The sequence below is a fragment of the Chryseobacterium sp. 2TAF14 genome, from assembly GCF_052115105.1.
In the GTDB taxonomy this organism is placed as follows: Bacteria; Bacteroidota; Bacteroidia; order Flavobacteriales; family Weeksellaceae; genus Chryseobacterium.
On the sequence record NZ_JBFRGA010000072.1, the window covers coordinates 1 to 15,660 of the forward strand.

16 protein-coding genes and 1 pseudogene are annotated in these 15,660 nt (G+C 35.2%); 11 read left to right on the forward strand and 6 right to left on the reverse strand.

All coding sequences use genetic code 11. The annotated features are described in order from the left end of the window. Window positions 1–452: Crp/Fnr family transcriptional regulator (locus AB4Y90_RS09455; RefSeq protein ID WP_441557195.1), on the reverse strand; the 452-nt coding region annotated here is incomplete at its 3' end. Between the two features lie 64 nt (window positions 453–516). Between AB4Y90_RS09455 and AB4Y90_RS09460 the strand changes: the two genes are divergently transcribed. Next, window positions 517–882, forward strand: a complete 366-nt coding sequence (locus AB4Y90_RS09460) for a DUF1304 domain-containing protein (RefSeq protein ID WP_441557196.1) — start codon at window positions 517–519, stop codon at window positions 880–882. An 82-nt stretch (window positions 883–964) separates the two neighbouring features. Here the strand turns inward: AB4Y90_RS09460 and AB4Y90_RS09465 are convergent, their stop codons facing one another. Next, window positions 965–1,423, reverse strand: a complete 459-nt coding sequence (locus tag AB4Y90_RS09465; RefSeq protein WP_441557197.1) for a thioredoxin family protein — start codon at window positions 1,421–1,423, stop codon at window positions 965–967. A 159-nt stretch (window positions 1,424–1,582) separates the two neighbouring features. After that, on the reverse strand, window positions 1,583–3,655 hold the full coding sequence (locus AB4Y90_RS09470) for a TonB-dependent receptor plug domain-containing protein (protein ID WP_441557198.1): 2,073 nt from the start codon (window positions 3,653–3,655) through the stop codon (window positions 1,583–1,585). 124 nt (window positions 3,656–3,779) lie between these two features. On the opposite strand from AB4Y90_RS09470, the pseudogene AB4Y90_RS09475 reads away from it, so the two are divergent. The 7 genes and pseudogenes from AB4Y90_RS09475 (at window position 3,780) to AB4Y90_RS09505 (ending at window position 11,433) form a co-directional block, all read left to right on the forward strand. Then, window positions 3,780–4,863: pseudogene (locus AB4Y90_RS09475) on the forward strand (homogentisate 1,2-dioxygenase). A 194-nt stretch (window positions 4,864–5,057) separates the two neighbouring features. Next, a complete protein-coding gene (locus tag AB4Y90_RS09480; protein WP_441557200.1) occupies window positions 5,058–6,332 on the forward strand; it encodes an acetyl-CoA hydrolase/transferase family protein in 1,275 nt (424 codons plus the stop codon). Window positions 6,333–6,449: 117 nt separating this feature from the next. Next, complete coding sequence (locus tag AB4Y90_RS09485; protein ID WP_441557202.1) at window positions 6,450–7,232, forward strand: hypothetical protein; 783 nt, start codon at window positions 6,450–6,452, stop codon at window positions 7,230–7,232. A gap of 232 nt (window positions 7,233–7,464) precedes the next feature. Then, the gene (gene hppD / locus AB4Y90_RS09490) at window positions 7,465–8,595 is read left to right on the forward strand and encodes a 4-hydroxyphenylpyruvate dioxygenase (protein WP_441557203.1); all 1,131 of its coding nucleotides are present in this window, start codon (window positions 7,465–7,467) and stop codon (window positions 8,593–8,595) included. A gap of 72 nt (window positions 8,596–8,667) precedes the next feature. Then, window positions 8,668–9,147, forward strand: a complete 480-nt coding sequence (locus AB4Y90_RS09495; protein WP_441557205.1) for a hypothetical protein — start codon at window positions 8,668–8,670, stop codon at window positions 9,145–9,147. A 46-nt stretch (window positions 9,148–9,193) separates the two neighbouring features. Next, window positions 9,194–10,441 carry a fumarylacetoacetase gene (fahA, locus tag AB4Y90_RS09500; RefSeq protein ID WP_441557207.1) on the forward strand — a complete coding sequence of 416 codons (1,248 nt, stop codon included), beginning with the start codon at window positions 9,194–9,196 and terminating at the stop codon, window positions 10,439–10,441. Window positions 10,442–10,611: 170 nt separating this feature from the next. After that, the gene (locus AB4Y90_RS09505) at window positions 10,612–11,433 is read left to right on the forward strand and encodes a flavin reductase family protein (RefSeq protein ID WP_441557209.1); all 822 of its coding nucleotides are present in this window, start codon (window positions 10,612–10,614) and stop codon (window positions 11,431–11,433) included. Window positions 11,434–11,496: 63 nt separating this feature from the next. Here AB4Y90_RS09505 and AB4Y90_RS09510 read toward each other — a convergent pair whose 3' ends face one another. Together AB4Y90_RS09510 and AB4Y90_RS09515 are read right to left on the reverse strand one after the other, a co-directional pair. Further along, a complete protein-coding gene (locus tag AB4Y90_RS09510) occupies window positions 11,497–11,682 on the reverse strand; it encodes a hypothetical protein (protein WP_441557211.1) in 186 nt (61 codons plus the stop codon). A 105-nt stretch (window positions 11,683–11,787) separates the two neighbouring features. Further along, window positions 11,788–12,627 (reverse strand): alpha/beta hydrolase family protein, encoded by an 840-nt coding sequence (locus AB4Y90_RS09515; RefSeq protein WP_441557213.1) that lies wholly within the window; start codon window positions 12,625–12,627, stop codon window positions 11,788–11,790. A 178-nt stretch (window positions 12,628–12,805) separates the two neighbouring features. On the opposite strand from AB4Y90_RS09515, the gene AB4Y90_RS09520 reads away from it, so the two are divergent. From AB4Y90_RS09520 to AB4Y90_RS09530, 3 genes are read left to right on the forward strand one after another with little or no spacing between them, the layout of a single operon-like run. Further along, a complete protein-coding gene (locus AB4Y90_RS09520) occupies window positions 12,806–13,579 on the forward strand; it encodes a HipA family kinase (RefSeq protein ID WP_441557215.1) in 774 nt (257 codons plus the stop codon). Beyond that, on the forward strand, window positions 13,566–13,949 hold the full coding sequence (locus tag AB4Y90_RS09525) for a DUF3037 domain-containing protein (protein WP_441557216.1): 384 nt from the start codon (window positions 13,566–13,568) through the stop codon (window positions 13,947–13,949). The genes AB4Y90_RS09520 and AB4Y90_RS09525 overlap by 14 nt, the downstream gene beginning before the upstream one ends. 19 nt (window positions 13,950–13,968) lie before the next feature. Then, window positions 13,969–14,973, forward strand: coding sequence for an alpha/beta hydrolase fold domain-containing protein (locus AB4Y90_RS09530; RefSeq protein WP_441557217.1), 1,005 nt, complete (start codon window positions 13,969–13,971; stop codon window positions 14,971–14,973). A gap of 9 nt (window positions 14,974–14,982) precedes the next feature. Here the strand turns inward: AB4Y90_RS09530 and AB4Y90_RS09535 are convergent. After that, on the reverse strand, window positions 14,983–15,660 hold a 678-nt coding region (locus AB4Y90_RS09535), incomplete at its 5' end, for an alpha/beta hydrolase (RefSeq protein ID WP_441557219.1).

Here is a 15,660-nt window from a genome sequence, read left to right on the forward strand (position 1 = left end):
TAATAATCTTCCTTCGACATCTCATAAATATAGCGGAATCTTTTTTCGGCAGCAGCATAAGCAGTCTGATAAACCATTCTGAAATAACGTTCCATAACCGGATGTTTTTGCAGCAGCATTTCCTGAGAATGATAATCAATCGACAAAACGATAGAATTTTCTACAGACTGAATATTAAAATCTGATTTTAACTGTTTTTCAAAAGCAAAAGTATCGGAAATCCACCAGTTTTCGATGGCAAATTCGGTGGTTTGCTCTACGCCTTTTTCATTGACGAAAAATTTTCTCAGGCAGCCTTCCAAAACAAAATATTTACATTTGCAAACCTCGCCTTCAAGCAGTAGATTTTCTTTCTTTTTTATTTTTAAAACTTTAAAAAAAGAAAATACAGAAGCAAATTCTTCATCGCTGATGGTAATAAATTTGTGTAAATGCGCTTTGAAAGTTTCCATTTTTGAAATTGTGTAACCAAACTTAACTTTATTTTTTTAGTTTTACAATAACAAACAAAAAATCATGGAAATCGTTGCCAAAATCTTAATCGCTGTTGTCGCAATAGAACATCTTTATATTCTCTGGATGGAGATGTTTGCCTGGGAAACCAAAGGAAAAGAAGTTTTCAAAACTGCTTTACCTGCCGAAATGTTTAAGCCCACAAAAGGTTTGGCCGCCAATCAAGGGTTGTATAACGGTTTTCTGGCTGCAGGATTGATTTGGTCTTTTTTTATTGAAGATGAAAAATGGCAAACCAATATTGTTTTATTTTTTCTGGGATGCGTTGCTATTGCAGGAATTTACGGTGCAATTTCTGCCACGAAAAAGATATTTTTTGTTCAGGCTTTGCCGGCAATTTTAGCAATTATTGCGGTACTTTTGAAATAATACTTCTTGCTGATTGAGCAGATTAAGCAGATAATAATTAATAAAAAATCTGCGTTATCTGCTCAATCTGCGAGAAAAAAGATTATAGTTTTAAAATTTCATTCAATTTCTCTTTCATTTTTTCAGGTTTAAATTGCCCTTCATGATAATAAACCAACTCCTGCTTTTCATTTAAAAAAATCCATAACGGATAAACTGGCTGATTTTTGTTCTTAAACAAAGCCAAAACCAGCTCATGAATTCCGGAATTTCCGTTGGGTAAATATTTGAATTCTTTTCCCTGAAAATTTACTTTTTCTTTTGTTTTTTCAGCTTCAAAATTGATAAAATAAAAACCTTCGTTAATTATCTCAACCAATTCTTTGTCTTTATTTAATTGAAAAGATTCGATCTTGCAGATTGCACACCAATCGGTATACACATGAATAATTGTAGGTTTYGGATTGATTTTCTGCTGAATTTCCCAATCCGAAAAAGTACCGGTTTTCACCTGTGAAAGATAAAAACACGGTACCAACATTAAAAATATAATAAATTTCATAACCTTAATAAATTAAACCATTAAGACCTATAAGTTGCTAAGATTTTTTAAGGAAATATCGATGATATTCATTAAGCATTCCGCTTAATTTAGATTTATCTAAATCTTAAAATAACTTCACATCTAAAATTCCTTAATGCTTTAAAATTCATAATATCATCATTTCAAAGTATATTTCACACCCAAAAAACCTCGTATTTTCTGCATCGGCGCATATCCGTAAGTCGTATCAAAAGTATAATGATTCGGATTACTAATTGGGTCATCAACATTTTTATCAAACGGGTCAAACGGTCGCATTAATGGATCTTTCGGTGTAAAATTGAAAAGGTTTTTAATTCCGCAATACACTTCAAATCCGGATTTAAAACTTTTTGAAACCTGAATATTAGCAAGATTATAAAACTGCGAATACTCCGGTCTGTAATCGTTCGGTAAAACCGGCAATCGCATCGGTCCGTAAAACTGTCCTGTAAAATCAATTGCTAAATTATTCGGAAATCTATAGCTCAGATTATACGTTCCGCTCCATTTCGGGGCATGAAGCTGTTGAGATTTTTCAGTTTCACCATCAAATTTTTGATACACATCTAAATAGGTAACACCAAAATTTATGCTTAAAGGGAAATTAAAAGTATAATCCACATTCAAAGAAGCGCCTTTTGAAATCCCATAACCATTAAGGTTGTCGTAAATAATTTTTTCAGGATCGGTATCAAAATCACCTACAATTTTATTGCTGAAATAGGTATAAAATGCAGAAGCATCTAAATTGATCAGCTTGTCACCAACAGGAATTTTCCATACATAATTCAGGTTTCCGTTAACAGATTTTTCAGGTTTTAAATCAGACTGAATGACAACATCCCGAGAACCCGTCAAAGCAGCATGATCTTCTGTAAACAGATTCACAACCCTGAAACCTGTCCCAAAATTAAAACGTAACGTATGATACGGATTGGGAGAAAATTTCCAAGCAAAACGTGGCGAATGTACTGCGTGATGAATTTTATCATAATCAAAACGATAACCCAACAACAAGGTGTTTTTTTCATTAATTTCCCACTGATCCTGAATAAAAGCTCCTAAAATCGGTGATTTCATCGGCTCATTTTGCAATCCGTCGCCCGATAAAGTTCCGGGAGTATTATCGTCATAAAAAGTTCTTTTGAAAGTCAATCCCAAAACCAAATCGTGATCTCCCAATTTTTTATCCCAATACGTTTGTGCAAAAGCTACTTTTTGAGTCGCTTCATATAAATTGGTTCCGTAAAAAGAATTCTGGTCGTGGAAATTGTAAGAAAACTGGGTCACAATATTTTCTTTTATCGGCCATTGATAGACTCCGAAAGCTTCTACTCTGTTGGTATAAATACTTTCTCCATACACCTCATCGCTTCCGCGATACGATTTATTCCATTGCATTTCTCCGCCAAAACGGTCTTCATATAAATACCTTAATGCAAAACTCGCCAAACGATTTTCTTTTCTTTGAAAATTCCATTTATYAAAAACTGAAATTCTGTTTTGTAACGCTGCATCGGTGAAATTATCATTATTTTCATCAAATCTTTTGGTTGAATTAAAATAATTTAAGCTTAATAAAGAAGCCGCATTTTTGCCTAAATTAAATTTTGTAGAAAGATCAACATTATTTTCTGCCCAGCTTGTTGTCATTAAATCGACGCTCAATTTTGGAGCTGACAAAGCATTTTTCGTAATAATATTGATCACTCCGCCCATCGCTTCAGATCCGTAAATTGACGAAGCGGGACCTTTCACTACTTCAATTCTGTCAATTAAACTATTGGGAATTCCGCTTAAACCATAAACAGTGGAAAGCGAACTCACAATCGGCATCCCGTCAATCAAAATCATTGTATAAGGACCTTCCAAACCGTTGATGTGAATGTCTCCCGTATTACAAACCGAGCAATTCAACTGTGGTTTTACGCCATTCACCATCGCAATTGCTTCAAAAATATTCGGAGTCGGGTTTTTCTGGAAAAATTTCTGACTATAAATTTCCACTGCAACCGGGCTTTTAGATTTGCTGACCGGCTTTATCGTTCCGGTGATCACAACATCGTCAATATCTGTTGTTTTCATTTCTTTTCGTTTCAAAATTTTAACAGAATCGTTTTTTTGATTTGGATTTAAATCTAAACTGTCTGTTTCCTGAGCGAAACAAAATGAGGATAAAAAGACTACAGAGAATAATATTTGCTTCATGAAATAAAATTGTTAGATAAAGCTAACATTTATTTTTAGATCAACAAAACTTAAATAAAATTTGTTTTTAAATTTCAATTCATTAAAAAATATTAAATTTGAAATTCAAGATATAAAAGTAAAAATGAGATACCATCAGTCGGGAAATATCCCTCAAAAAAGGCATACAATTTTCAAATCTCCTGAAGACAAATTCTATTACGAGCAGCTTTTCGGAACGGAAGGTTTTCACGGGATTTCTTCTTTGCTTTATCACGTTCACCGCCCTACCCAGATTAAATCGATTGGCGAGCCGAAAGATGTAGCACCGAAAATTGCCGTAGACAAAAACGTTACTCCAAGAATGTTTAAAGGAATGAACGTTACTCCTGAAGACGATTTTATGGACAGCCGCAAGTTTCTTCTGGTAAACAATGACCTGAAAATGGGATTGTCAAAACCCAGAAAGTCAATGGATTATTTCTACAAAAACGCTGAGTGTGACGAGCGTTTATACGTGCACTGACGATACCGTATTTTTCGTAGTTGAAAGTCACTCTCCGATTTACCCCCCGAAAAGATACAGAAACGAATTCGGACAGCTTTTGGAGCATTCTCCGTTTTGCGAAAGAGACATCATCGCCCCAACTTTTGTTGAGCCAAAAGACGAAAAAGGAGAATTTTTAATTAAAGTAAAAAAAGAAAATCAGATCACCGATTTCATTTACGCAACGCATCCATTTGATGTTGTAGGTTGGGACGGTTATTTTTATCCTTATAAATTTAATATCAAAAATTTTGAACCGATTACGGGAAGAATACACCAACCACCTCCTGTTCACCAGACTTTTGAGGCGCATAATTTTGTAGTTTGTTCGTTCTGTGCAAGAATGTATGATTATCATCCTATGGCAATTCCTGCACCTTATAATCATTCAAATATAGATTCTGACGAAGTATTGTTTTACACAGAAGGTGATTTTATGAGCCGCAATCATATCGATTTAATGGATTTCACTCTTCACCCGGGAGGAATTGTTCACGGTCCTCATCCAGGAGCAATGGAAAGAAGTATCGGTAAAAAATTCACTGAAGAATATGCAGTAATGGTTGACCCTTTCAGACCATTAAAAATTACAGAAGAAGCGATGAAAGTGGAAGATCCTTCTTACAAAACTTCATGGCTGGAAAGCGAAGATCATAGTTTGGAAGATCGTTCACAGGAATAATACAGCTTTTGGCAATTAGCTTTTAGCTTTAAAATTTATACAAAAAAATTTGAGGACTGAATTTACAAATTCAGTCCTTTTTATATTAAGTTTCACTAAAACATGATAAATATTGCCTCTTATTTATAGCTTATAAAACCATTATAGAGTATCTTTAAGGTATTAAAGAAAATCGTAGAATAAAATTTTAGAAAATGTACAATTATATAAGTGCAGAAGAAGCTGTATACACTGTAAAAAGCGGAAACCGGGTGTTTTTTCATGGGAGTGCATGTACTCCGAACCATTTAATCGACGAATTGGCAAGACAATCACACAGACTCGATAAAGTAGAAATGGTTTCTATTACACAACAAGGAAATGTAGAAATTGCCAAACCAGAATATAAAGACAAGTTTTTCGTCAATTCATTATTCGTTTCAACTCCGGTTCGTGATGCGGTGAATTCGGAAAGAGGCGATTTCGTTCCTGTTTTTTTAAGTGAAATTCCTATTCTTTTCAGAAAAAATATTTTACCGCTTGATGTTGCATTTATCACGGTTTCTCCGCCCGACAAACACGGTTTTTGTACATTGGGAACTTCTGTAGATGTGGCAAGAGCTGCAGTTGATACGGCGCAGACGATTGTTGCAGTCGTAAATCCACTGATGCCGAGAACACATGGTGACGGAATGATCCACATCAGTAGAATTCATAAACTGGTTTGGCATGAAGAAGAACTTCCCACAGTTGATTACGGTTCAAAAGTTGGACCTGATGAAATGCTCGTCGGAAAAAACGTTGCAGAATTAATTGATGACAAATCTACGCTACAAATGGGAATAGGAACAATTCCTGATGCCGTTTTAAAATGTTTAGGAAACCACAAAGATCTTGGTGTACATACCGAAATGCTGAGCGACGGAGTAATCGATTTGATTCAAAATGATGTCATCAATAACAAATATAAAGGCTACAATGATAATAAAACCATAACAAGCTTTTGTTTCGGAACAAGAAAATTATATGATTATGTAGATGACAACACGGTATTTTCATTTGACGATGTAAGCACGGTGAATTTCCCGATCAATATTATGAGGAACAAAAAAATGGTTGCCATCAATTCTGCGATTGAAATTGATTTAACCGGACAAGTTTGTGCAGATTCTATCGGAACCACGCAGTACAGCGGAATCGGCGGACAAATGGATTTTATGCGAGGAGCTGCATTAAGCGAAGACGGAAAACCAATTATCGCTATTACTTCAAGAACCAAAAGAGGGGTTTCCAGAATTGTACCTTTCCTAAAGCAGGGAGCCGGAGTTGTTACAACAAGAGGTCACATTCATTGGGTAGTTACAGAATACGGAAGTGTTTATCTGTATGGAAAAAACCTTCGCCAGAGAGCCCAGGAATTAATCAGCATTGCCCATCCTGACGACAGAGAAATGCTTGAAAGAGCAGCTTATGAAAGATTTAAACATTAAAAAAATAAGGTCTATTTTTTTGAATTAAAAAAAATTCTTACTTTTAGATAAAATAACCATGAAGTTTTTAGCATTTTATGTGCTAAAGACTTTTTTTGTTATTATAAAATTACACAAATGAAGACAATTTATAATTCTATAAAAGGTAAAGTTGCGAAGCATCCGAAAGTACAGGATTCAGTTTTAGGAAAGGTAGACGAATGGAAAAGAAGTCATTACATCATTCTTTCAGAAATCATTAAAGATGAACTGGCTCTGTCTGAAGAGCTTAAAAACGATAAGTTATTCGAGCTCGGAAATACAATTTCACACATCACCTTACAACGTTTTTTTGAAAGCGATTATCAAGATAAAACCCACAACGACCTTCGTTTTTTAAAAACATTAGATAAAATATGCATTTTTCTGGGCTTTAAAGACCTCAATGACTACATACATGATATTAAAGAAAACCATGTATTTGAAAAAAAAGTAAGCAACGATATCTTTTCGGTTGATATTGTCTATCGATATTGTGACGCCGTTTTCAATTTATATAAAAATTTTCCTACCTTAAAATTAGATTTATTCAAAGATCTGGTGTTTGATAATTCTCCGTTTCTTGAAAGAGCTTCGGCTTTCAGCAATGAACTCTGCGAAAGACAGTTTGAACTCGTTACTAAAAACAACCGCTCAAATTTTGAAGTATTTGATGTAAATATCATCACAGACGAGCCAGATAAAAAGGTTCTTGAAACCCATGAATTCTGGAACCTTCTTTTCAAAGTTGGAGAAACAGAAGAAACACATTTTGTAAACCAGCTCAATACCCAAATTTATTTTATCCGCAAAATCGATAACGTCTGGAAAATATGGGACAATTACAATCCTGACGCAGGAAGATTAAATAACAAAAATTGAAAGCCGTAAATAATTACGGCTTTCTTTGTTTTGAAATAATTTTGTTTTTCGACATCCTGTATCTATAACAAATATAAAATAAATAATAAAACAAACATAAACTTAAATATACTTAAACAAACTTTAGATTTAACTAAAAATAATACAATCGATTGCATGACAATTTTGTTTTTAATTATTTATTAGAATTTCGTAATTTGCAGGCCATTTAATAAAAGTAAAAATAGAAAATATGTCAACACTTACATTTGCCGAAAAAATTGCTCAGGCTGAGAATTTTTTACCAATTAATGGTACAGATTACATTGAATTTTATGTAGGAAACGCTAAGCAGGCGGCTCATTATTACAAAACAGCCTTTGGTTTTCAGTCTGTTGCATATGCAGGTCCGGAAACAGGAGTAAGAGATCGTGCATCGTATGTTCTTCAGCAGGGAAAAATCAGATTGATTCTTACAACAGGTTTAAAGTCTGATTCTCCAATCAATGAACACGTGAAAAAACACGGTGATGGTGTTAAAATTCTGGCACTTTGGGTAGATGATGCTTATGCAGCTTTTGAAGAGACTACAAAAAGAGGAGGAAAGCCATATTTAGAGCCTACAACATTAACTGATGAGCATGGTGAAGTAAGAATGTCCGGAATTTACACTTACGGAGAGACAGTTCACATGTTTATCGAAAGAAAAAACTATACAGGTCCTTTCATGCCTGGTTACCAAAAATGGGAAAGTGCTTACCAACCGGAAGAAGCAGGTTTATTATATGTTGACCACTGCGTTGGTAACGTAGACTGGGACAGAATGATCCCAACTGTTGAGTGGTACGAAAAAGTAATGGGCTTTGTAAACATCCTTTCTTTTGACGATAAGCAAATCAACACAGAATATTCTGCTTTGATGTCTAAAGTAATGTCTAACGGAAACGGATATGCAAAATTCCCGATCAACGAGCCTGCAGAAGGTAAAAAGAAATCTCAGGTGGAAGAATATTTAGATTTCTACGAAGGAGAAGGTGTACAGCACATTGCTGTTGCAACCAAAGATATTATTCACACAGTGACCGAATTGAAAAAACGTGGTGTAGAATTTCTTTCTGCTCCGCCGGAAGCTTACTACGACATGGTTCCTGAAAGAGTGGGTCACATCGATGAAGACCTTAAAAAACTTCAGGATTTGGGTATCCTTATCGATCACGATGAAGAAGGATATTTACTACAGATCTTTACCAAGCCTGTAGAAGACCGCCCTACTCTGTTCTTCGAAATCATTGAAAGACACGGTGCACAAAGTTTTGGTGCAGGTAACTTCAAAGCATTGTTCGAGGCATTGGAAAGAGAGCAGGAAAAAAGAGGAAATCTTTAATCTAAAATAGTAAATACAGAGTTTTGTCAGGATGCAGATCTTGACAAAACTTTTTTATAAAAGTACAGTATTATGAAAAAACTTTTCATCGGAATCCTTTTTTTTGGCGCAACATTTGGCTTTAAAGCTCAGTATGGCACATTAAACAACATACTTTCCCGTCTTGAAGAAAGAAAAGGAATCAATAAGAATCTGGAATCTGTCAATATAGATGACAAGAAATTTGTTTTTATCAAAGATTCATCAGATCATACGGAAAGAAACTTCATCGTCATAAAAGGTAAAAATGCAACCTATGTTGAAGTTTTTGATGATAAAGCAACCGGCGAAAGCACTTCTAATGTGTTTTCCGGTGATGTTGTAAGAAGCCGGAAAAATATCATCTCGCTGAGAGCCGATTTGCTTGAAAACAAAAAAGTACCCATTCCGGTTACCAAAACACTGCTACTTACAAGACAGGACGGTATTCTATACCTTATCGACGTCAACAACAAAGACCGATGGATTGACGAAGAATCCTTTTCTAAACCCAAGATTAAAGCTAAAAAGTAAAATCATCACTGATTTTATTCTAATCTAAATTTAAATTACAAAAATTATGAAATCATTTGTAGAATATTCATCAAATTCAGACTTTTCAATCCACAACATTCCTTTCGGAGTCGCTGTTTTCAATAAAGAATTCATAGGATGCTGTACAAGAATCGGAGATCAGGTTGTAGATCTTGCCACTTTGTACGATCTTGGTTATTTTGAAGAAATTGAAGGTCTTGATGACAATATTTTTGAAGCATATACTTTAAACGAATTTATCGAGCTTGGAAAACCCGTAACCAACGCAGTTCGCCTGAAAATACAGGAATTATTGCTTGAAGGTTCTATTTTATCTAAAGATGAAAAAACCATCGAAGAAGCATTTTACGATTTAGATCAGGTAAAAATGATGATGCCTGTTCACATCCCGAATTATACCGATTTCTACAGCAGCATCGAGCACGCAACTAATGTTGGAAAAATGTTCAGAGATCCTGCAAATGCATTGCTTCCAAACTGGAAACATTTGCCGGTAGGTTATCACGGAAGAGCTTCCTCAATCGTGGTTTCAGGAACGGAAATCAACCGTCCGAAAGGTCAGATGAAACCTGCAGATGCAGACAAACCTGTTTTCGGGTCTTCAAAACAATTAGATTTTGAACTTGAAATGGCATTCATCGTTAATAAAAATACCGAAATGGGCGAAAGTATCTCTACAAAAGATGCTGAAGACGCCATTTTCGGAATGGTCGTTTTCAACGACTGGTCTGCAAGAGACATTCAGTCTTGGGAATATGTTCCTTTAGGACCATTTCTGGCGAAAAATTTCGGCTCTTCAATTTCGCCTTGGGTAGTAACGCTTGAAGCTTTAGAACCATTTAAAACAGCTTCTCCTACACAAGATCCTGAAGTTTTAGATTATTTAAAATTTGAGGGAGATAAAAATTACGAAATCAATCTTGAAGTTTATTTACAGCCTGAAAATGGTGAAGAAAACTTAATTTCTGAAAGCAATTACAAGCACATGTACTGGAACATGACTCAACAATTGGCTCATCACACCGTAAACGGCTGTAATGTTGAGGTTGGCGACATGTACGCAAGCGGAACGATTTCAGGAAGCGATCCAAAATCTTTCGGCTCAATGCTGGAATTAACCTGGAGAGGACAAAACCCAATCCAGTTAAGCAACGGACAGGAAAGAAAATTCATTGATGACAACGATACAATTACAATGAAAGCCTGGGCTGAAAAAGATGGAGTGAGAGTTGGTTTTGGCGAAGTTTCTGGCAAAATTATTCCTGCGAATTAATTATAATTTTAAACAAATAAGTTAAATGCTTCGACTTCGCTCAGCATGACATTTCCAATACTAACTGTTTTAATGAATATTTTTAGAGATGTCACGCTGAGCGTAGTCGAAGCGTTTTTATAATTATATCTAATGTGAATACTTAAATTTAAGTATCAAAAACAAACAACATGAAAACAGTAATCCCATCCGAAATACCCCCCGTACAACTACAGACCATAATGCAGACCGCCGTTTCACCGCGACCGATTGCATTAGCTTCTACGGTTGATAAAAATGGTGAAGTTAATTTATCGCCTTTCAGTTTCTTTAATATGTTTAGTACCGTTCCTCCGGTTTTGATTTTTTCACCATCGAGAAGAGTGCGTGATAATACCACAAAACATACTTTGGAAAACGTTTTGGAAACTTCTGAAGTTGTAATCGGAACAGTAAATTTCCCTATTGTACAGCAGATTTCTTTGGCTTCCACAGAATACGGTGACGGCGTGAATGAATTCATCAAAGCCGGATTAACCATGAAAGATGCTGATTTGGTGAAACCTAAACTTATTGAAGAATGCCCTGTTAATTTTGAGTGTAAAGTTTTAGAAGTAAAATCTTTAGGCGATCAGGGCGGTGCGGGAAATCTGGTTATTTGTGAAGTTCAGAAAATCCACATCAGGGAAGAATATCTGAATGAGGAAGGCAATCTTGACCAAAAAAAACTAGATATGGTTGCTCGTCTCGGCGGAAACTGGTATTCAAGAAACAATGAGAATAATCTTTTTGAAGTCCCGAAGCCATTGGTAACAAAAGGAATTGGTTTTGATCAGCTTCCTGACTCTATAAAGCTCAGCAAAGTCTTTACAGGAAACGATTTGGGAATGTTGGCAAACGTAGAAGTTTTACCTTCTGATAACTGTTATGATGAAGAAAACATCCATTTTGAGGCTCAAAAACTTTTACTCGAAAGTAAGATTGAAGAAGCCTGGAAGATTTTGGTTAAATAAATTTTAAGTAGAATTAAAATATAAAGGAGTGAATGTTTTCACTCCTTTTGTTTTTATCAATGTTTAGTAACAACATTGCCAACGTCCATTAGAATCTTGGCTTTGTGTTCCAAAATTTGGAGATTGACATGGCGGTACAATACATTTTATGCCTTGTCCGTCACCAATATAATATTTATGGCAGCCTGTTGCACATTGTATTGGTTCTAAACCTCCTCCCGAAATTTGTTTTTGAGCTTCTCTGCTCATTTTTTAAGTTTGAATTTTTCATAAAATTTTCGTTTGATGTTATTAATTAATGTTTCACTAAAGTATGAAATTTTATAACACCAACAAGTTTTTTAACATTAAAAATCAGATATTTTGCTTTATAAAATCAATAGACTTTTCCACAACTTCATTCAGTTCTTTCGGTAAAACATTATTTTCCCAAGGTTCTTTAGCACCAAATGTATGATTGGCATTTTCAATAAGATACAGTTCTGAATTTGGGTGTAAGATATGAAGGTGTTCTGCATTTTTTACATTTACACTTTCATCATTGGTTCCATGGATAATTAAAACATGGGCTTTTGTCATTTCCATTGAGCGTTCTACATCAAAGCGATGCTCGTCATTTTTAAAATCTTCGAAAAACTGGTAATAGTGAGGCATTTGCTGTTTTGTTCTGCCATTTTCTACATAGTAAACTCCGTTTTCTTTCCATTTTTCAAGGTTTTCATTTGTCGGAAACCTTTCCAGGGTATCTACACTTGCCCAAGTAATCAGCCCGTTAATTCTTTCATCTTCGCAGGTTTTAATAATAGAAATTCCTCCTCCGCGACTGTGCCCGATCAAGATTATTTTCTGATCATCAACTTTTGGGTTTTTACTAAAATAATCAACCACAAAACTCAGATCTGAAAGTTCTTTCGAGTAATTATTATTTCCAAAAGCTTCAAGGTCTGCAAAATTTTCATGGTCTTCAACAGTGGTTCCGTTATGTGAAAAATTAAATTTCACAAAGAAAAAACCTGCTTCTGCGAATTTTTCTGCCATTAAATTCCAGGCGCCCCAATCTTTATAGCCTTTATAACCATGAACAAAAATAACCAACGGTAATTTACTGTCGGTTTCAGGATAAAATGCATCGGCAAGAAAATCTTTGGTTTCGGGATTTGAGAGAATGATATTTTGTTTTTTTGTGATTTGCATATTCTGATTCTTTAAAATTTAATCTCTCGCAGATTGAGTAAACTATGCAGATCTTTATTTTGTCTAAAATCTATCATATTGAATTAATATACGTGAGAATTTTCTAAATACATTTAAATTTCATCCTAAAAATAACACAAATAGATTTAAACACAAAGGAAAACCTTATTTTTGCATCATGTTGAATCTAAGAACAGTTACCGTACAACGCTACATTCTGCCGCTTCGTGAAGGCGGCTCACTTCCTGCTTTGGCAGAAGCCGATGATGATTTTAAATATGTTTTAAAATTCCGTGGCGCCGGTCATGGTGTAAAAATGTTGATCTCAGAATTTTTAGGCGGAAAAATTACCGAAGCTTTGGGTTTACCGATTCCCGAGCTGGTTTTTGTCAACCTTGATGTAGATTTCGGAAGAACGGAAGCCGATGAAGAAATCCAGGATTTATTACAAAAATCTGAAGGATTAAACTTAGGTCTTCATTATCTTTCAGGTTCTATCGCATATGATTCGAGTGTGAAAGTCGATCCGCTTCTGGCTTCAAAAATTGTCTGGCTGGATGCATTTATTACCAATATTGACCGTACTTTTAAGAATACCAATCTTTTAATGTGGCATAAAGAATTGTGGATCATTGATAACGGAGCGTCTTTTTATTTCCATCATTCCTGGCAGAATTTTGATGCGGCTGCAAAAACTCCGTTTAAATATGTAAAAGACCATGTTTTGCTTCCGCAGGCTACAAAACTGGATGAAGCCGATCAGTTTGCGCATGAAGTTTTAAATGAAGCTTTATTCAGAGAAATTGCAGATTTAATTCCGCAAGACTGGCTGCATTGGAGCGATGCTGAAGAAAATCCGGATGAGATCCGTGAAGTTTATTTCAACTTCCTGAAGACCCGATTAGAAAATTCTCAAATCTTTTTAAACGAAGCCAAAAATGCAAGAGGATAAAATATACGAATACGCCGTAATACGTTTGGTTCCTAAAGTTGAAAGAGAAGAATTTTTCAATATAGGACTGGTTTTGTTTTCGAAAAAAGAAAAGTTCATCAGAGTAGAATTTCATCTTTGCCCTGATAAATTTAAGCTGATGCACAGCAAGCTTGATTACGATGATATTATCAAAAATCTGGAAAGCTTTAAAAATATTGCCGAAGGAAAAAAAGAAGGCGGCCCGATCGCTTTGCTGGAAATTCCGGACAGGTTCCGATGGTTAACGGCGGTGAGAAGTGCAGTGGTACAAACTTCCAGACCTCATCCCGGAAAATCTAAAGATTTAAATAAAACTTTTGGTAAGCTTTTTGAAGAATTGGTAAAATAGCAACCCAAAGAAATATTTTATGAGCGTATTCAACTCAGATACAAAAAATTATAGGTTTTTAAAGAGCCTATTTTTTTTATTCCTAATCACAATTTCCACATTCGGATTTTCGCAAAAGCAGAAAAGCACCATTCTTTTTAAGAAGGCCGATGTTTCTGAAAATGTTGCTTACAAAACCGATGAAGCAGGCAAAAATATTCAGCTTGATATTTACCGTCCGAAAAATACCGAAACCGAGAAACTTCCTGTTGTGATGTACGTTCACGGCGGAGCTTGGGTGGAAGGTGACAAGATAATTACCGCAAATAATTACATTGAAGATACCGCTTTAAAACTTTTAGAAAAAAACTTCGTTGTCATCAGCATAAATTATCGTCTGGTAAGTGAAGATATACATTTTCCTGCACCTATTCAGGATACAAAAGATGCGGTAAGATGGGTTCGTAAAAATGCAGAAAAATATCATTTTGATGAAAACAACATCGGAATGTGGGGCGTTTCTGCGGGTGCACAACTTTCGCTTTTAAGCGCATATACAGAAGACCAAGATTTTGTTGGTGATCCGCAGCTTTCAAAATATTCGGCTAAAGTAAATTATGTGGTTGATAATTTCGGACCGACTGACATGAACAGGCTGCTTCATACAAAAGCGCCCAAACCTTTACTTTTCATTGTAGGATTAATTTCAAAAAAAATTATCAACATCAGAACAAAACTTGCCAAAGGAATTACCGGTTACGACATTAAAACAGAAAGAAAAAAAGTAATCGAAGCGTGTGAAAAGATCTCACCGTTAAGCTACACTCAAAACACCGTTCCAACATTAATTCTGCATGGCAATAAAGATAAGGTTGCACCTTTAAGACATTCAAAAAGACTGAGAAAAGCATTAAAGAAAACCGACACTCAAAACTCTTTAATTATTGTAAAAAAAGGAAATCACGGTTTCAAAAACGTTGAGGAAACTTATCAAAATGAACTGAATAACAAGATGATCGATTTTATCGTTTCTCAAAAAAAATAATTGGCAGATTTATTTGAATTTTTTTAGTTTTTCAATTCTTTTAATTTCATTTAAAAGTAAAGGAAAAGCAGGATGAGCCATTCCGCCGTGATCGAAGCCATCCAACTCATAAAGCACCGTTTCTTTATGATCTTTCAGCTTCATCATTCGCCACATATAAGCGTTTTCTTCATATCTTCCGAGAAGCTCTTTTTCACGGTCACCGGTAATCAGAAGCAAAGGCGGCGCATCGGCACGGATAAAATGTAAGGGCGCCATTTCATCAATTCTTGCATCAAGCTCATCAATTCCTTTTTCTTTTCTTGTCGTAAAATGGGAAATCATTTGTCCGCTGAAAGGAATAATTCCGGCTAATTTATTGGCGTCAATCTGATATTTATTTAAATAAGATTTATCTAACCCAACCATAATTGCAAGATATCCTCCTGCAGAATGCCCTGRAATGAAAATTTTCTCGTCACTTCCTCCGTAATTTTTAATATTTTTAAAAACCCACGCTGTTGCAGCTGCAGCATCTTCGATATATTTCGGAGCTTTTACTTTTGGCGAAAGTCTGTAGTTTACGCCAACAACGGCAATCCCTTTATTTTTTAATTCTTCAGGAATATCTTTTTGTCCGCCTGTAATTCCGCCACCGTGAAACCATATTACGGTTGGAAAATTCTTTACATTGGTCGGAATGTAAAC